The sequence below is a fragment of the Chryseobacterium taeanense genome (assembly GCF_900099685.1).
Classification (GTDB): domain Bacteria; phylum Bacteroidota; class Bacteroidia; order Flavobacteriales; family Weeksellaceae; genus Chryseobacterium; species Chryseobacterium taeanense.
Genome location: NZ_FNDW01000005.1, coordinates 179,326 through 197,906, shown reverse-complemented (window position 1 = coordinate 197,906; position 18,581 = coordinate 179,326). Strand labels below are relative to the sequence as shown.

Here is an 18,581-nt window from a genome sequence, read left to right as displayed (position 1 = left end):
GGGGTATTTATGTTATTGCATTATCAATTGCTATTATTCTCTGTTTTTAAGCATAATCCAACCAGATTGACTCATATTTACTTTTGATTTCGGATACTGGAAGTTGAATTTGTACCAGTATGTTGCCGTTGGCAGTTTTTTACCACCCACAGTTCCGTCCCAGATCAGATTTTGTTTTGAGAACCTGAACATTTCCGAACCATATCGATCGTAAATTGATCCTGTAAAGTTATTGAATCCGCTAAGAGCAGTAAGGTCTAACGTATCATTAATACCATCCTGATTAGGAGTAATAATATTAGCCACATGGAATGTGAAGAATTCTAAAGCACCCACACAATGTGTTCCCACTGTTCTTACCTGTACTTGATATGTTGCATTATTCTGAAGTCCGGTAAATACATTAGAATCTTGCCATGAAATGCCTCCGTCTATAGAGTATTCTGCAGTCTGCGGAATATTATTAATCATCGGAACTTCCGCCGTAATGGTTAAAGTATTATTGCTATAATCAATATTCGAAACAAAAGGAGAGGCTGCGCCCATCACTTTTGCAGTAAATGTTTTTTCACAATATCCATTATTGATGGTTACCGTATAAATTCCCCACTGATCTACATTGATTGTCTGGCTCACCGCACCTGTACTCCAAAGGTAAGTATAATTTTCTCCAGCACCGGCATCAAGAGTCACTCTGTCGCCCTGGCACATTTCGACATCTGTAAGTGGAGATGTAAGTTCCTGTACTACTTCTACAGTAACAGTAGCCGGCTGTAAGGATTTACAGCCTTTTGTTCCCAACGCATATACGGAGAATGTGGTTGTATTATAAACTGTTGCTGTTTGTGTGTTTCCTGTTCCTGAGAAATTTGCCCATTCGTAGGTTGCTCCTCCTGTTGCCGTAAGATCAACTGTAGAACCTGGACAAACTTTAAGTTTTGACGCAACTAAACTTACTGTAGGCGTTGCTTCTTTCAATAATGTAAGTTCAACCATTTTACTGCAGAATCCTCCATTTGAAACAACAACGTAAAGAATCTGCCCGTCGTTACCGGTATAATGCAGAACGTCCTGAATATAGTTGTTATTCTGAGCTAGAGCATCAGCCTGGTTTTCATAAAAATGAAATACTGCCCCGGTAGTTGTACTTATTGACGGCATAGCATTGGTAAGATCAAACCAAGTAACATCCGGTGTTGTACAGAGCAGTAACGAAGCATCAACAGCTGAAGGTGTAGTTCCTCCGTTAATTTTAATATTTGCTTTTCCAGGACAAGGATTAGCTGGGAATGTTACCTGAATTTCATAATTTCCCGGCTGAGTAGCTGTAATGGTTGGCGTTGTAGCCCCTTGAATTGCCACTCCGTTATAGAACCATTGATAAGTCATATTGGGATCACTCACAGAAGCCGTAATCACCTGAGGAACATTGTCACAAACATTGATTTCTTCAGGCAGAGTACCTCCGGAAGGATCTAATAATTCTACACCGATATTAAAAGATCCACCTTCAAGAAATACGGCAGAGTCAAAGCTGCTGTCAATAGCATCTGCCAATACCATTTTAAAATGGTAAGATTGTCCCGGAACTACTGTAGCTGTAGCCTGTAAAGGAACTGTTCTTCCATTAAAGTTTGTTTCAATATTAGATGTATTATATCCTCCGAAAAAAGCAACATTCGGTGCACCGCATCCCATATTGGTTCCTGTAAAACTGTCTTGAGGGTGAATATTGGTAACACTTACAGGCCCGGTTCCGGGAGCAGGCAAAACGGCCATATTTACATAAGGTCCACCGGCTGTTGGTCGCAACAATAATGCAAACGCATCAGAGAAACTACAGGGAAAAGATCCTGTATATTCTTCAGAGGCAAAAAGATAATTAAATTTAACCTGACTAGAAGTCGGCACGAAATCAAATTCTAAAATAACAGCATCATTAAGAGACCCTGATGGATTTGTAGCTGCTACAAGATCAGGATCGCTCCCCGTAGGAAGATTATCTCCTAGTGTGGTACTGATATAATTATTTCCAGCTTTTTCAACATATCCAGTTGAAAGGACAATACCATCTGTAAAAGGAAAATTGGTTGTCCCTTTATGAAAATATCCCCATGATCTTTGTGCATTACCTGCCGGTAAATTCGGGCTTACCTGAACATTAGATACATTGGGAGTAACACATGAATTTGTCCCGGATGAGATTAAAACATCCTTAACCAATTGTAAAGGTGTATAATCTGTTGGAGCATATCCGGCAGCATTTACGTCGATAAAAGCGCCTGCTTTCATTGTTAAATTGGATGCCTTTTCCTGTTGAGGCTTTCTGGGAGTAATGTTTTGAGAATAAAAGAGACTCGACGAGGAGGCCATAAATAAAGAAAACAGTAGTAGATATCTCTTCATAAGAATTTTGTTTCAACAAATTTAATTTTTTTTTGCAAATACTTCATATATATTTAACTTTTTTGCTTCAAAAAAGCAAAATAACCTCCCAAATTGAGAGGTTAATATTATTTATAATTGTTAATTTCTATTTTTCAGTAAAATCCATCCACTGCGCAGCTCAAGCTTTTTGCTGGCGGGGTTCTCCCATTGTACACGATACCAATACGTAGCAGTCGGAAGTACCAGGCTTCCTCTTAGCATACCATTCCAGCTGGTTTCATTTTTACTTGCTTTGAATACTTCCTGGCCGTATCTGTCGAATATAGAAGCTGCAAAGTTATTATACTTACTGATTCCTGTAAAATCTACCGTATCGTTTTTACCATCCTGATTAGGGGTGATCGCATTGATAACGACAAAGGTAAAAAATGCTAATGTTGTTCCGCATTTTGCGTTCTTTACACGTACCATGAGATTGTAATTAGCATTATCAAGAATGTTATAGAAAACATTTGAATCCTGCCATGTTACTCCTCCGTCCAATGAATATTCCAAAGCGCCTCCTGTCGGGTTTGTTGTGGATAATGTCAAAACATGATTCTCATAAACAACATTGGTAAACTGAGGCAGCACCGGATTAATCAGCTGTGCACTGAATACCTTAGAGCAGGTTCCGTTATTTATTGTCACAGAATATGTCCCGGGAGTATTTACAGATATGGTCTGCGTAGTAGCTCCTGTATTCCAAAGGTAAGTATAGTTTTCCCCTGCACCTGCATCCAATATTCCCGAATCTCCGGCGCAAGCATAAACATCCTGCAAGGTAGATTCAATAGCCGGAACTACCTGAATAGTAATTGATGTCGGATCATCTACCCTACATCCGTTTCCTCCTAAAGCATAGACAGAATATATCGTAGTATCTGTTGGAGACACCACCTGAGTATTTCCATTACCCGGCAGCCCCACCCATTCGTAAGTAACCCCTCCGGACGCAGTTAATGTAACAGATTCGCCGACGCATATTTTGGATTTTGATGCGGCCAACACGGCTACAGGCGGGCCAACTACAATCGTTATCGTTGCAGTATTTGAGGAAACACAGCCATTTGCACCTACCGCAGTAACTGTATACACCGTAGTATTTGACGGAGAAACTACCTGAGTATTCCCATTCCCAGGAAGAGTTCCCCAGTTATACGTAGCTCCGCCTGAGGCTGTTAATGTAACAGATTCTCCCGGACAAATTTGTTGTACCGGAGCTGTTAAAGTGACTACCGGAGGTGTTGTATTTTGCGTCACAGTAACATTTGTGGTATATGAACAGTTTAAATTACCCGGCTGATTAACATTTGCAACCGTTAAAGTATAAACACCGCCTGAGTTCACAACAGGAGTTAATGTATTAGCCCCTGAAACAATATTTCCGCCGCCGGATGCCGTCCATGAAATAGTAGAATTTGTAGGGACTACAGAACCTGAAGCATTCAAAGTTATTTGTGGTGTCGTGCAGGTTATTTGCTGAGGAGTTGCAATTGTTAATGTCGTTTCAGGAGTTGATAACAACTGTAAATTCACGACGTATCTGCATCCTCCGTTTACTACAAGAACATATATCGTTTGATTTCCCGCACTATTGAATGAGGCTGGATTATTGATTGTATTAGTGTTTCCTGCATTGGCATCAGCAATATTTAGATAATAAGAAAAAATAACTCCGGTTGCAGAAGTAATCTGAGATTGCGCTTCTGTTAAATCATAATTTATTCCGCCTGCCTGGTAGCATTTTAACAAAGTAGCGTTCTGTAGCGTGATCGGCTGTGAAACTTCTATGGTAATCGTTGCAGGTGTCTGAGACACACAACCATTAGCACCAACCGCAGTAACAGTATAAGTTGTAGTCGTAGTAGGTGAAACAGTTTGTGTATTTCCATTTCCGGTAAGGCCAACCCAATTGTAAGTCGCACCACCTGAAGCCGTTAAAGTAACAGACTCGCCTGAGCAAATTAATATTTTAGAAGCCGTTAAACCTGTTGTTGGCGGTGCACTGTCGCCTGTGACTGTAACATTTGCTATTCCTGTACAAACTGTATTTCCTGGCTGATAGGTATTAGAAATAGTTAATGTATAAGTTCCTGCTGCATTAACCACCGGATTCAGGGTATCTGCTCCGGAAACAATATTTCCGTTTGTCGTTGTCCATGCAAAAGTAGCACTTGTAGGATAAGTGGATCCGGAAGCATTCAGCGTGACCTGTGAATTTGTACAGGTTAATATTGCCGGTGCGGTAATAGCAGCGGTGATCTGTGGTGCCTTTACAAGTTGTAATTCAGCAACTTTAGAACAGAATCCGCTTTTCACCAGAACATATACCGTTTGTCCTGAACTCGGGAATGCTGTAGGATTAGGAATTGTATTTGTATTTCCGGCTAAAGCATCTGCCTGATTGAGATAATAAGAAAAAGTAGCTCCTGGCGTTGTACTTATGGATGGCTGTGCCGAAGTAAGGTTAAATATTGCATTCCCCGTAGTATAACACGCCGTGAGTGTTGCGTTCTGTACAGTTGGAGAAGTTCCTCCTACAATCGTTACGGATGCTGTTCCCGGACATGAATTTCCAGGTAAATATACCTGAACAGTATAAACTCCCGGTTGTGTTGCTGTATAAGATGCATTGGTAGCACCCGGAATAGGATTGGTTCCCAATAGCCACTGATAAGTAGCCCCTCCGCCCTGTACTGATGCAGTAAGTGTCTGAGGCGCGTTATCACATACATTAATTGATGCGGGAAGTGCCACACCTGCAGGATTTAAAAGCTGTACACCAATATCAAAAGATCCGGCTTCCAGAAAAACAGCTGAATCAAAATTTGAATCCTGATAATCTGCAAGAACCATTTTGAAATGATAAGTCTGACCGGGAATTACCGTTGCTGTTGCAGTTAAAGGAACTGTACGCCCATCAAAATTAGTCTCAATCTGCGGGTTATTGATTCCTGCAAAATACTGAACATTCTTAGGACCACAAGGTAAGCTTGCCGGAATAATATTTGTAACACTTACCGAGCCGGCTCCTCCCGGAAGTACTGCGAGATTTGTATAGGAAGGATCTCCGACTTTTTTCAATAATAAGGCAAAACCGTCGGAAATGGTACAGGTGAAATTACTCTGGTATTCTTTGGAGGCAAACAGATACCTGAACGAAACTGTTGTAGATGCCGGTACAAAATCAAATTCTATGTAGGTTGCATCTCTTAAATTGGCATTATTCACATTTAAAGCAGTTGCCAGATCCACATCTCCGGAAGAAGGAAGCGCGTCACTTAAAGTTCCCTGAAAGGTATTACCTGCTTTTCTCGCATATCCTGTAGTAAGAACGATACCTTTAGCAAAAGGAAAATTGGTGGTGGCTTTATTAAAATAGCCCCAGCTTCTGTTTTGGTCACTTACTGCTAAATTCGGAGAGACAACGACATTGCTTACATTGGCAGCAGAGCATGTAGAACCTCCACTGATAAGTACATCTTTCACCAATTGTGTAACGCTGTAGCTTGATTCGGGATATGCGGCAGCATTTACATCGATAAAAGCTCCGGCCTTCATACTTTGAGCTGTAGGCTTTTTAACAATACCTTTACTCTGTCTGTCCTGAGCAAAAATAATGTTTCCTGAGAAAATTAAAAGTAAAGCCAAAAGTAAATTTCCTGTCCTCCTATTTAACATTTTTATATTATTTGAAACAAAAATACTATTTTTTTTGAATAGATATTGATTCTGTATAAATTACATTATCACTAATACAATTCTACAAATCTTACAATATTAAATCAATCATATAGAAAACGAAAAAAAGACCAACAAATTGTCAGTCTTTTTTAAATAAGATATATGGATGTATTATTCTATATTTTTAAGCAATATCCATCCTGTTTTCAGAGCCGGTTTTTTGCTTGCCGGATCTTCAAAACTTACCTGATACCAGTATGATGAAGTAGGAAGGCGTTTTCCTTGGAAATATCCGTCCCAGTAAGGTTGCAAACCACTTGCTTTATATACTTCTTTTCCATAGCGGTCGAAGATAGATGCTTTAAAATCTTTATTTTGATTCACCCCTCTGAAATCGATGATATCATTAATATTATCGCCATTCGGGGTAATCACATTCTGCATTACAAACGTGAAATATTCAAGGAATCCTACACAGCTTGTTTTTTTAACACGTACTCTGATTGAGATTACTGAATTTCTCGGAACATTTGAGAATACATTAGAGTTCTGCCATGTAAGTCCATTATCTATAGAATATTCTAAAGCTCCGTTGCTTGGATTACTCGCCGTAAGGATCATCGTTCCGTTTTCATTATAATTCACGTTGGTGATCTCAGGAATAATAGCCTGAACAACCTGCGTAGTGAATACTTTAGCGCAAACGCCATTATTTATTGTTACAGAATAAGTTCCCGGTGTGCCTACTGAAATAGTCTGAGAAGTATCTCCTGTATTCCATAGATAGTTATAGTTCGGTCCTGCTCCTGCGTCCAGCGTAATCACATCTCCCTCGCAGATCATTCCTCCTGAAAGGTTTGATGTAATGGCGGGAACAACTTCGATGGTAATAGATGCCGGCTGTAAAGACTTACATCCCTGTGCTCCGATAGCATATACAGAATATGTTGTTGTCTGAGTTGGTGATACCGTTTGTGTAGCTCCGGTACCGGACATTCCCACCCACTCGTATGTAGCTCCGTTAGCAGCTGTAAGCGTTGTAGATTCTCCTGCACAGAGTCTTACTTTAGTAGCAGTAAGTTGAGCAACAGGCGTTGCTTCCTTTTTCAATGTTAAAGTGACCATTTTACTACAGAAAGCGCCGTTAGATACGACAACATATAGAACCTGTCCATCAGTACCGCTATAGTTGCTTGTCGCTGCGGTGCTAAGGTAATTACTATTTTGTTCAACAGCATCAGCCTGATTAACATAATAATGTACAACAGCCGTTGTTGAAGTTGTAATCATCGGTATTGCATCATTTAAATTAAATGCAGAAACCGAAGGTGTTGTACAAAGCTTTAAGGTGGCATTCTGAGCAGGCGGCGTTGTTCCTCCCACAATTGTAATTACAGCAGAAGCAGGGCATTGATTTCCGGGCACAGCAACCTTTACTTCATAAGCACCCGGTGAAGTGGCCGTATAAGAAACATTGGTAGCTCCATTAATTGCAACACCATCTTTATACCACTGGAAAGTCATACCCGGAGTCACCGTAAGCTGGGCTGTCAAAACCTGCGGTGTATTATCACACATATTTACGGTATCCGGTAAAACCACTCCGTTTGCATCTACAATTTTAATTCCGATATCAAAAGAACCTCCTTCAAGAAAAACAGCAGAGTCTAACGTTTGATCATTATAATCTGATAAAACCATTTTAAAATGATAGGCAACGCCTGGCGTTACATCAGCAATCGCCATTAAAGGGACTACCCTTCCGTTGTAATTGGTTTCAATACTGGAGGTGTTGTAACCTGCAAAATAAGTGGGATTTAATGCTCCACATGATAACGTGGATCCGTCGAACTGTGTAGCCGGGCGAATATTCGTAACACTTACAGGTCCTGCCGTTCCCGGAAGAATAGCAACATTGGTATAAGGACCACCAGCAACTGGTTTAATAAGTAATGCAAATGCATCTGAATAACTACATGGATATCCTAACGAATATTCTTCGGAAGCAAAGATATAATTGAATTTTACCTGATTGGAATTCGGCACAAAATCAAACTCCAACGCTACGGCATCACGTTGATTATTAATATTGGTATTGGTGGCTGCTGCAAGATCGGCATCTCCGTTTGAGGAAATAGTACCCGCAAGATTATTGGCAATTGCAGCATTTCCGGCTTGTCTGGCATATCCTGTTGTCAGAACAATTCCGTCTTCAAATGGGAAATTGGTTGTTCCTTTATGAAAATATCCCCAGAATCTGTCGTTATCGGTGACAGGATGATTGGGAGATACTGTCACGTTACTTACATTCGGTGTTGCACAGGTTGACTGCCCGTTGATAAGAACCTGCTGAACAAGTTGCTGAGGAGTATAAGATGACTGCGTATAAGATGCCACATTCACATCAATAAATGCACCGGCTTTCATACTTTCAGAAGTCAGCTTTACTTTACCGTTTTTTCTGGATGTATGCTGAGAAAATGCAGATCCGGAAACAAGAAGAAATACTAAAAAGAAAAAGTAGTTTTTTAGTCTATAATTTAACATTTTGTTGTTGTTTGTTCAAAAATAATAATTTTTAGTTTAAATTTCATTAATATAAAAGATTATTTATGCCAAAAATTCAATCTATTCAACAAATTGATACATAACAGATAATATATCTACAATACAACAAAAAAAGACTAATTTTTAATCAGTCTTTCTTTCGGTTATTTTTATATTTTGCTTAAAAAAATGTGTCATTCGTTTTTCAGTTCATCAATTTTATCCTGAAGTTCCTGAATTTTATCTTTTAATGCTTTGATTTCATTTTTATTTGAACTCACATTACTTTTCAGCATAACATTTTTCGCCCGTTCGCTGTGGTCTTCATCATCTTCTTCCTCGTTGATTTCCTCAATATCTTCCTGAATATCTTCAATATCTTCATTAATTTCCTCAATATCTTCACTGATTTCCTCGATATCTTCGCTGATCTCTTCAATATCTTCCTGGATATCCTCGATATCTTCCTGAATATCCTCGATCTTTTCATGACTTTTATTGACTGACATCTGAATAAAAATTGCAAGATAAATCGCTTCCAGAGAAACTACGGTAGTGAGAATCAGCAACATTTTATCAAATTCCACAAGCCCCAGAAGCGGCAGCAAAAACGATATGATAAAAAATAATGTATGAGCGATAAGTGACGGTATAGAACCGATCCACCAGGTAATGCCGTTGGCTATTCTTTCTAAAACCTCAGTTTTTTCTTCGTATTTTTTCATTGTGCTCAGCTTTTATAATAATTCTTTTGTTACGCCTAATCCAAACAGCGCAAAATCATACTTTGCAGGATCGTTTTCATCAAATTTTCTGATTACAAGATCAAGTTCTTCTACTGTTTTCCAGTCATTCTGTGTTCTGCTAATCAGTCCTAATTTTCGAGAAACATTTCCCGTATGCACATCCAACGGAATAGAAAGATATTTCTGATCTGTATTTTCCCAAATACCAAAATCTACACCATGTTTATCTTTACGAACCATCCAACGCAGAAACATTATAATTCTTTTGGTAGAAGAATTTTTGTATGGTGAACTTACATGTTTATGCGTTCTGTGTTTTTCAGTTCCGAGAAATTGAACTCTGAAACGCTCAATTGCATGAGAAAAATTCATTTCAGAATAATTCACCTTGAATAAATCCTCCAGGCTTTCGTTTTCTCTGTAAATTCTGCCAAACTGCTTGATAAAATAAGTAAAATCTTCTCCGTTGAAAGTACGGTGCATACTTTTATCTTTAATTTCCCTAAGGTCTTTTTCCGAATGATTCATGACAAAATCATAAGGTGAATTGCCCATAATATCGAGCATTTTTTCAGCGGATTTTATGATCGCCTTACGGTTTCCCCAGGAAATGGTCGCTGCCAGAAATCCTGCAATTTCAATATCCTGCTTCAGGCTGAAGCGATGCGGTATCTGGATTGGATCATTCTCTATAAAATCCGGGTTATTATACTGATCTGCCTTTTCATCTAAGAAGATTTTTAATTCTTCAAACTTCAACATAGCTTTTTTTAAATTTTTACAGGCTCAAGTGCCTTTGGTAAAAAAGTATTCGGAAAAACAACTCTTGCTTCATCGGTAAAAACTGTAAGATCACCATATCTATTAGAAAAATGACCTAAAATCAATTTTCCTACATCTGCTTTTCTGGCAATTGTTGCTGCTTCCAAAGCCGTTGTATGTCCTGTATAATCTGCCATTTCTTTTAAATCGTGTAAAAATGTAGATTCATGATAAAGAACCGTCACATTTTTGATGATGGGAATCACGGTTTCCAAATATCTTGTATCACTACAGAAAGCATAAGAAACAGGCGGGATCGGATCCGTCGTCAGAATTTCATTTTTAAGGACATATCCATCGCTCAGTACAAAGTCTTTTCCGGCTTTAATATTATGATAATCGCAGGTTTCAATTTCTTTGTATTTGGATATTTCCTGCATATTCAGGTGCCTTTCTTTTGGTTTTTCCTTAAACAGATATCCGTTACAATAAATCCTGTGATCCAATGGAATTGTGTACACTTCTACCCTGTTATCTTCATAGATTTTTTCTGAATAATCTTTATCCAGTTCATGGTAAACCACTTCAAAACCACGATGGGTTTCGGTAATTGTAAAGATGGTTTCCAGCATTTTTTTGATTCCTTTCGGACCATAAACATGCAGCGGCGTTTCTCTTCCCAATAGTCTGAACGACGCGATAAGTCCTGGCAAACCAAAACAGTGATCTCCGTGTAGATGAGAAATAAAAATATGATTTATTCTTGAAAACTTTGCTTTTGCTTTTCTCAGCTGTACCTGGGTTCCTTCTCCACAATCGATCAGGAAAGATCTTTCTTCCATTTCCAGGAGTTGAGCGGTGGGAGAAGAATTAATCGTCGGAATAGCTGAATTAAAACCTAATATCGTTAAATAAGTACTCAAATCGATGTTTATTATTCAGACAAATGTACGGAATTTAGGTTAAGTTTGAGGTTAAGGTTAAAATTGAGAATAAAAGCAACTGTATTAAAAATGAATCAAAGAGATTTGATTTTTAATTAATTATTTAAACTTTTCCATTAATCACAAATCTAATTTCAACAACCTTAACCTTACCTCTCTTTCAAAAAATCCAGAAACAGATCCAGCGCCTGTTTTCTGTGACTTATTTTATTTTTATCCTGAGGTTCCATTTCGGCAAAAGTTTTCTCAGATCCTTCCGGGACGAAGATCGGATCGTAACCGAAACCTTTGAATCCTTTATTTTCATTCAGTAAGTTTCCGTGTACTCTGCCATCGAAATATTTGGCTCCGTTTTCATCATAATAACATAAAACGGTGATGAAATAGGCTTTTCTGTTTTCAATGCCTTTCATTTCACTTAGTACCTTTTCGATATTTTTGGCAAAATCGTGGTCTCCTGCATAACGTGCGGAAAAGATTCCGGGTCTTCCGTCTAATGATTCAACGACCAGTCCGCTGTCGTCACCTAAACTTGGAATTCCGGTTTTTTCGTAGCAATATTTAGCTTTAATCAAAGCATTAGCGTTAAAAGAATCACCGTCTTCCACAATTTCTTCATGAATATCGTAATCGGTAAGGCTTTTTACGGTAAAACCTTCTCCAAGAATCTGCTGAATTTCTTCTTTTTTATGTATGTTGTGTGTGGCAACCAGTAATTCCATCTTCTTTTTTGATTTTTTAATATAGGTAGGGTTATTGAATTTAAATTTCAGAATAATGTACTTTGTATTTTCTGGTGAAAAGATAATAAAACAGCGAAAAAAGAATAATTCCTATGGCAAGTATCATCCATTCCGGGATTTTAAAAGCATCTGAGAAACTTTCGTTTTTAGTATATATAATAAGTATTGTAGAGCAAAGATTATTAAAACCATGCAGGAGCATCGGCAGCAGCAGTGATTTTGTTTTATAATAAACCAGCCCCAGCACACAACCTAACAGAACCGCCCCCACGAACTGCCATGGATTTCCGTGCACCACTCCGAAAATAATTGAAGAAAACATAATGGCCTTCCAAGGCTCTACTCCTTTATTCATCAATCCTTTCTGGATGATTCCACGAAAAATAATTTCTTCAAAAATGGGTGCACAGATGACAGCGGTAATAACCATAACAACAGGATTAAAAGTAAGCTGCTCCATAATTTTGTTGAAAAACTCGTAAGATTTTCCGAAGAAAGGGCCTGTGGTAGGAATTTGAGATGTAATAAATTCTGCTATGAACATCATCCCGATCATCATGGGAAATATAAGCAGATAGGTATAGAAATTGGTTGGTGAGAAATTGAAATTTAGTTTCTTTCCGGTAGTTCGTCTTACAATAAAAAAATCGAAGAAGGCAATTGCGGTAAGAAATCCTGCTGCGTTGGTAAGCATAAAGAACCAGTCTTTATACTGCAGATTTTCTTTAAAAACAACCATCCAGAAAACATTAAAAAATGAAACCGCCATTGTCCCTGTTATCAGTCCTGCGAACAGAACTAACCCTCCTATCCATGTAAATGTAAACTTTGGATATCTGCTGTTTTGCATGCTTTAAATAGATTTATTTGAACAAAGATAAATGTTTTTGATAAGTTTGTTTTATGTTTTGGATAATGAAATAGAAAAGAAACCTTTTATGATGTGTATATGGACTCGTAATTTTATCTTAATCAGAATAATACTGAAATATTTATTTTTTGTATTAAATGTTACAGATAAATTGATCTGATTATTTTATCGCAAGGTAAGACGAAAATTTTTCAAATCTGCCATACTGCGTATTTTAAAGATAAACAAAGGCGTAAACTTATTGATGAAATACTAAGTTGATATATTTTAAAACATACTTTATACATGCTGGACGATACATTATATATTTTAGAACATATCATATGCCATCCGGTCTATGAAATTGATTTTCACATTCCATTAAAAATTACGATTTTTGCAACTTCAAAATACGATATGTCAGACTTAATCAAAGAAATAGAGAAAAGAAAAACTTTCGGGATTATTTCTCACCCCGATGCCGGAAAGACAACTCTTACGGAGAAGCTGCTGCTATTTGGGGGAGCAATCCAGGAAGCGGGTGCGGTAAAATCTAACAAGATAAAAAAGGGAGCAACTTCCGACTTCATGGAGATTGAAAGACAGAGAGGGATCTCGGTGGCAACTTCCGTATTGGCTTTTGAATACAGAGATCATAAAATCAATATTCTGGATACTCCCGGACACAAGGATTTTGCAGAAGATACCTACAGAACTTTAACGGCTGTAGATTCTGTGATCGTTGTAATCGACGTAGCAAAGGGAGTTGAGGAACAGACAGAAAAACTGGTTCAGGTTTGTAGAATGAGAAACATTCCGATGCTGGTTTTCATTAATAAACTTGACCGTGAAGGTAAAGATGCTTTTGATTTGTTGGATGAGGTAGAACAAAAATTGGGCTTAACGGTTTGTCCACTTTCATTACCAATCGGGATGGGAGCCGATTTTCAGGGGATTTACAATATCTGGGAAAATAACATCCAGCTGTTTTTGGAGGAGAAAAAACAGAAAGTTGGTGATTCTATTAAGTTTGATGACATTAATGATGCTTCTATTGATGAGGTAATTGGTGAAAAAGCTGCCAATACTTTACGTGAAGAGCTAGATCTGGTTCAGTCTGTTTATCCTGAATTTAACCGTGAAGATTATATGAAAGGTGATCTTCAGCCGGTTTTCTTCGGTTCTGCTTTGAATAATTTCGGAGTGCGCGAATTGCTGGATGCTTTCATTGATATTGCTCCGATGCCACAGCCCAAGGAAAGTGATATGCGTATTGTAAAACCTGAAGAAAATACTTTTACAGGATTTGTTTTCAAAATCCACGCAAATATGGATCCTAAGCACAGAGACCGTCTTGCGTTTGTGAAAATTGTTTCGGGAACGTTTAAAAGAAATGAAAATTATTTACTGGTACGAGAAGGTAAAAAAATGAAATTCTCTTCTCCGAACGCTTTCTTCGCAGATAAAAAAGAAGTAGTAGACGAAAGTTTCCCTGGGGATATCGTGGGACTTCATGATACGGGAAGCTTCCGAATCGGAGATACTTTGACTGGTGGTGAAAAACTTAGCTTTAAAGGAATCCCGAGCTTTTCTCCTGAGCATTTCAGATATATCAATAATACAGATCCTTTAAAGGCAAAACAATTGGCAAAAGGTATCGATCAGTTGATGGATGAAGGTGTCGCACAGCTGTTTACTCTTGAAATGAACGGAAGAAAGATCATTGGAACGGTAGGAGCTCTTCAATATGAAGTAATCCAGTACCGTCTGGAGCATGAGTACGGAGCAAAATGTTCTTACGAGCCTCTTTCTATGCATAAGGCATGTTGGGTAGAAGCGGATGAAAAATCGGAAGAATTTAAAGAGTTTGCAAGATTAAAACAGAGATTCCTAGCGAGAGATAAGTACAATCAATTGGTTTTCTTAGCAGATTCATCATTTACCATTCATATGACACAGGAGAAATTCCCGAACGTGAAGCTGCATTTTATCAGTGAGTTCAGGAATAATTAATTAAAACTGATTTTAGTAATATAAAACAAAAGCCGTTCAGTAAAATTGCTGAACGGCTTTTGTTTATTGAATAGGTATTATTATTTATTAATGATTAATTTTTTAGAAATTTTTTGTCCGTCTTTATCTACCTGAATTATATAAACTCCGGTTGGTAAATCTGATAAATTTACTTTTTCAGAGATTTTGCCTCCTGTATTTTTCACTTCTTTTTTAGGATTAATTAATTTTCCATCCATTGCAAAAACAGTATATGAAATTCCGTTTTTAGCATTGGCTTCAATAGTAAATATCCCTTTTGAAGGATTAGGATAAATTACAAAATCATCTTCAGATTTTTCAGCATCGTTTACACCTAACGTTGAATTAATTGAAAAGTTTGTAGTATTTACATTTAAGAACACATTATCAATAGCTTTAATCATGATTCTTGCATTTGAAGTAACTCCCAGTCCATTCGGAACGGTAAAGGTATAAGATCCATTATTGGGAGTACTTGCAACAAGCGTGTACGGGAAAGTGACTCCTCCGTCAGTTGAAACTAAAATAGTAACATTAGCAGTACTTACGGGAGAAACATTTGTGTTGGCAACATTCCATGTAATTGTCTGCGTCTGCCCTGCATTCCATACAACTCCTGAAGTATTTTGAGAAGTAACGGTGAAAGGTCCCGCTGCGGCTGTTACTGTAAGTTGGATATCATCACGGCCAGTTTGTCCTCCGGCAGGATTATTATCTCTTACCAATAAAGAAAACGCAAGTGTTCGTGCAACAGAAGATAATTTTTCCCAAGCCCGCGGATCTGATGCTGTAATAATGGTAGGATCATAGCCTCCAATAATCGTTGCTAACTTTGGAAAATATCTTGTAGGTGAAGTTGAAGCCCATAAACTTCTGAACATCGGCCCTGTAGTATTCGTAGGTCTGGGAGGCATGGTCGCATTACCAATACTGATCTGCTCCCAATTATAAGTGATGGCATCTCCATCAGGGTCGGTAGCTGTTCCGGTTAAAGCAAACGGTGTGCTGATCGGGATCGTTCTGTCCAGACCAGCATTTACCACCGGTTCATTATTACCCGTGGCTGTATTCACACTGCAATTTCCTCCGGAGCTTGTAATTCTTGTGTACATTTCATTAATACTTACTGAATGAAAGTATGCATCACTATTACTCTGAACATTTGGTGAGCAAATTCCAGCATATCCCATAATGGAACTAGCACTTCCCGGTTCTATTGCCGTAGCATTATTTCTGTTACATGCGTTATTCTGTGTATGATTAGCTCCGAATTGATGCCCTACCTCATGAGCGACATAATCAATAACAAAAGGGTCTCCTACAGGTACAGCCGAACCTGTAACACCTCCTGCTTTTACCGAAGCACTACAAACTGCCGGCCTGTATGCCAATCCGTTATCATTTCCCTGCTGAGCCTGGAAGAACACGTGGCCTATATCATAATTTGCGGAACCGATAATATTATCAGTCACAGTTTGGTTTTCATCAATCATCTGACCGGCATCTAAGGCATCATAGGTGTCCGAACTGATGAAGAATAACAAATCTGTATTGGGTATAAGTTGCAGCGTTACAGCCACATCATTTTCATAAACATCATTAAGACGTGCTACTACTAAATTTACGGCTGCCAGTACTGCCGCCTTTTTCTGGGAATCTGTTCCTGCTCCCACACCAGCCTGCTGTGATATATACCCGGTGTATTCTGTAGTGGTGGAAACTGCAAACCTGTATCTTCTTAAAAGACCGTCTACCACTGTTTTTCCGGTAGATTCTGCTGTAGATTTCAATGCATTTTCATCATCTTTAAATAAACAGTTGAAAATGCTCGAAGAATGAGCGTTTTTCCTGTTATACATTATATAGTTCTTATTATCAAAGGAGTAAGAATCAATATAATAAATTCCTTTTGTATTTCTTATCAATGCATTAAGACCAAAGTACGGATCAAATGTAAACCTGATTTTTGTTGTTTTGTCACCTACTTTATGACCTACAAATGATTTAATATCAGAATATCTGGCCTGTAAATCAGGATGCATTGTAGAAGCGTCCCAAACTTCAAACGTGTCATAAGTTCCATCCTCATTCGGAAATTTCACTAAAGTTCCTTTTTCGGATACAGCGAGATTTCTTTCTCTGACATTTTTAAGCTGATCTAAAAGGTTATCCGTATCTAAACTTAATAATTGATAATCTGAAACTTTTATTGACAATTCCCTCGGATTACGAATGTTCTTTTGAGAAGTTTTGCTCCATTGATTTTGTTGGGCAAAAACTGTTGCAGAAAACAGTAAAAAACTCGATAAAAATAATAATCTTTTTTTCATATGTTTAATTGATTTGAATTAAATGTTATTGATTTGGGTTGCTTATGATACTGTAGGATTTATTTATTTTTTTAATATTCATTACTGATTTTCTTTTACGATTTCTATAAATTCAATATTTTTCTTATTTCTTAACTATTTCCGAAAAATTTAAAATTTTAAAATCATCAACATTATTCAACAAAAAATTACAAAATACTTAATAAAATCGTATTTACTTTATAATATCTTTAATTACAAATATAATAATTATTAGCATTCAAAAATCAGATTGTTACTAAAGCATCGTATGTGATTTTTAAAATTATTTATAAAAAAGATAAAATTTCAATAATTTGATTTTATGTATAGCAGCATTTAAAGTAAAAAAACAAATTAAAAAGAATAATGTGTTAAAATTAATCATTCAAAAAAATTGTAAATAATTTGTAAATAAATTTTACCACACTAATTAACAGCACGTTATATTTTACTAAAACATTTCCTTTTATTTACAAAAGTCCACTTTTCTTTTCTTCTACTTTTACCTCAACGAAAAAATTAATGTTATGAAAAAAGTCATATTACTCGTTGCCGTATCGGGAACATTCATTATGTGTAAAAAAGGAGAAACTGTATCATCTCAACTTGATAATAGTGTAAATTCGGCCGACAGTACAATAACTCAAGCGTCTGAGAAAATCAGTGAGATTAATAATCAGGTAAATGCCACTATTGATTCTGCAAATGTTAAAATCAAAAATTTCCAAAGTACAGGAAGCGAAATGAAAGAAAACATTGAAAGTACATCAAAAATTATTGATTCTTTATCTGAAAAAATTTCATCGGTAAAACTGGAATCAAAAACTGAAAAGAAAGATTCTGCCAAAAAAGAAAGAAACATCATTGTACATGTTCCTGCTCCGAAAGTGATCCGGGAAACAAAAATTGTTTATAAAAACCAACCGAAAAAGGAAAATACCGAACTGAATATCCAGAGAAATAAACTTATCAAGAAAGGAATTATTGATATTACCGTTAATGATGCCGAAACGGCAAAAGAAATTGTAAAAGAGGAAGTTGCCAAGTATGACGGATTTATAAGAAGCGAAAATATTTCGACTCAAAATGATGATAAGAAAACGGCTTATCTGAAAGTAAAAATTCCGATCCAGAAGTTTGATTACCTGATGTCTGACCTAAGCTATAATATTGGGAAAATTGAAAACAAAAGCATTGAAGTTTCAGGAATCAATGCTGTTGAAAACAGTCTTTGTGAAATTGACATTACATTGTATGGACAAGAAAGTGAAACGTTGGTTGATAAAAAAAATGAGAACTTTGGAGAGAAATCTTTCGCCGCCATTTCTTCCGGCTGGAATGTCATTACTTCTATTTTCCTTTTCATTCTTCCTCTCTGGCCATTGTTTGTGATTGCAGGCATCGGATATTACTTTTTCAAAAAAAGAAAAAAAAATGGATAAGCATTCTGAATAATACAGGACTAAATTTTATTTTTAATAATATTTTAA

General features: G+C 37.2%; 11 protein-coding genes. 2 read left to right on the top strand and 9 right to left on the bottom strand.

What is annotated here, in order from left to right; genetic code table 11:
- Positions 1 to 33 precede the first annotated feature (33 nt).
- The 8 genes from BLR30_RS09375 to BLR30_RS09340 form a co-directional block, all read right to left on the bottom strand.
- Positions 34 to 2,406, bottom strand: coding sequence for a choice-of-anchor L domain-containing protein (locus BLR30_RS09375; RefSeq protein ID WP_089857500.1), 2,373 nt, complete (start codon positions 2,404 to 2,406; stop codon positions 34 to 36).
- Between the two features lie 120 nt (positions 2,407 to 2,526).
- Positions 2,527 to 6,111 (bottom strand): choice-of-anchor L domain-containing protein, encoded by a 3,585-nt coding sequence (locus BLR30_RS09370; protein WP_089857498.1) that lies wholly within the window; start codon positions 6,109 to 6,111, stop codon positions 2,527 to 2,529.
- A gap of 174 nt (positions 6,112 to 6,285) precedes the next feature.
- Positions 6,286 to 8,661, bottom strand: coding sequence for a choice-of-anchor L domain-containing protein (locus tag BLR30_RS09365; RefSeq protein ID WP_089857494.1), 2,376 nt, complete (start codon positions 8,659 to 8,661; stop codon positions 6,286 to 6,288).
- A gap of 194 nt (positions 8,662 to 8,855) precedes the next feature.
- On the bottom strand, positions 8,856 to 9,386 hold the full coding sequence (locus tag BLR30_RS09360; protein WP_175443636.1) for a DUF1003 domain-containing protein: 531 nt from the start codon (positions 9,384 to 9,386) through the stop codon (positions 8,856 to 8,858).
- Between the two features lie 12 nt (positions 9,387 to 9,398).
- On the bottom strand, positions 9,399 to 10,169 hold the full coding sequence (locus BLR30_RS09355; protein WP_394332373.1) for a TIGR02757 family protein: 771 nt from the start codon (positions 10,167 to 10,169) through the stop codon (positions 9,399 to 9,401).
- Between the two features lie 8 nt (positions 10,170 to 10,177).
- On the bottom strand, positions 10,178 to 11,092 hold the full coding sequence (locus BLR30_RS09350) for a ribonuclease Z (protein WP_089857489.1): 915 nt from the start codon (positions 11,090 to 11,092) through the stop codon (positions 10,178 to 10,180).
- Positions 11,093 to 11,262: 170 nt separating this feature from the next.
- Positions 11,263 to 11,835, bottom strand: a complete 573-nt coding sequence (gene rdgB, locus BLR30_RS09345; protein WP_089857487.1) for an RdgB/HAM1 family non-canonical purine NTP pyrophosphatase — start codon at positions 11,833 to 11,835, stop codon at positions 11,263 to 11,265.
- A 40-nt stretch (positions 11,836 to 11,875) separates the two neighbouring features.
- Positions 11,876 to 12,706 carry a CPBP family intramembrane glutamic endopeptidase gene (locus tag BLR30_RS09340; protein WP_089857484.1) on the bottom strand — a complete coding sequence of 277 codons (831 nt, stop codon included), beginning with the start codon at positions 12,704 to 12,706 and terminating at the stop codon, positions 11,876 to 11,878.
- Between the two features lie 417 nt (positions 12,707 to 13,123).
- On the opposite strand from BLR30_RS09340, the gene BLR30_RS09335 reads away from it, so the two are divergent.
- Positions 13,124 to 14,719: a peptide chain release factor 3 gene (locus tag BLR30_RS09335; RefSeq protein WP_089857601.1), complete on the top strand. Its 1,596-nt coding sequence runs from the start codon at positions 13,124 to 13,126 to the stop codon at positions 14,717 to 14,719.
- Between the two features lie 80 nt (positions 14,720 to 14,799).
- Here BLR30_RS09335 and BLR30_RS09330 read toward each other — a convergent pair whose 3' ends face one another.
- Positions 14,800 to 17,070, bottom strand: a complete 2,271-nt coding sequence (locus BLR30_RS09330; protein ID WP_089857483.1) for a zinc-dependent metalloprotease — start codon at positions 17,068 to 17,070, stop codon at positions 14,800 to 14,802.
- A gap of 548 nt (positions 17,071 to 17,618) precedes the next feature.
- On the opposite strand from BLR30_RS09330, the gene BLR30_RS09325 reads away from it, so the two are divergent.
- Positions 17,619 to 18,533, top strand: coding sequence for a DUF4349 domain-containing protein (locus BLR30_RS09325; protein ID WP_089857481.1), 915 nt, complete (start codon positions 17,619 to 17,621; stop codon positions 18,531 to 18,533).
- Positions 18,534 to 18,581 lie beyond the last annotated feature (48 nt).

Excerpts from the sequence above, each read along its gene's own strand:
- BLR30_RS09375 (WP_089857500.1), bottom strand. The coding sequence starts at position 2,406 with ATGAAGAGATATCTACTACTGTTTTCTTTATTTATGGCCTCCTCGTCG.
- BLR30_RS09370 (WP_089857498.1), bottom strand. The coding sequence starts at position 6,111 with ATGTTAAATAGGAGGACAGGAAATTTACTTTTGGCTTTACTTTTAATT.
- BLR30_RS09365 (WP_089857494.1), bottom strand. The coding sequence starts at position 8,661 with ATGTTAAATTATAGACTAAAAAACTACTTTTTCTTTTTAGTATTTCTT.
- BLR30_RS09360 (WP_175443636.1), bottom strand. The coding sequence starts at position 9,386 with ATGAAAAAATACGAAGAAAAAACTGAGGTTTTAGAAAGAATAGCCAAC.
- BLR30_RS09355 (WP_394332373.1), bottom strand. The coding sequence starts at position 10,169 with ATGTTGAAGTTTGAAGAATTAAAAATCTTCTTAGATGAAAAGGCAGAT.
- rdgB (WP_089857487.1), bottom strand. The coding sequence starts at position 11,835 with ATGGAATTACTGGTTGCCACACACAACATACATAAAAAAGAAGAAATT.
- BLR30_RS09340 (WP_089857484.1), bottom strand. The coding sequence starts at position 12,706 with ATGCAAAACAGCAGATATCCAAAGTTTACATTTACATGGATAGGAGGG.
- BLR30_RS09335 (WP_089857601.1), top strand. The coding sequence starts at position 13,124 with ATGTCAGACTTAATCAAAGAAATAGAGAAAAGAAAAACTTTCGGGATT.
- BLR30_RS09330 (WP_089857483.1), bottom strand. The coding sequence starts at position 17,070 with ATGAAAAAAAGATTATTATTTTTATCGAGTTTTTTACTGTTTTCTGCA.
- BLR30_RS09325 (WP_089857481.1), top strand. The coding sequence starts at position 17,619 with ATGAAAAAAGTCATATTACTCGTTGCCGTATCGGGAACATTCATTATG.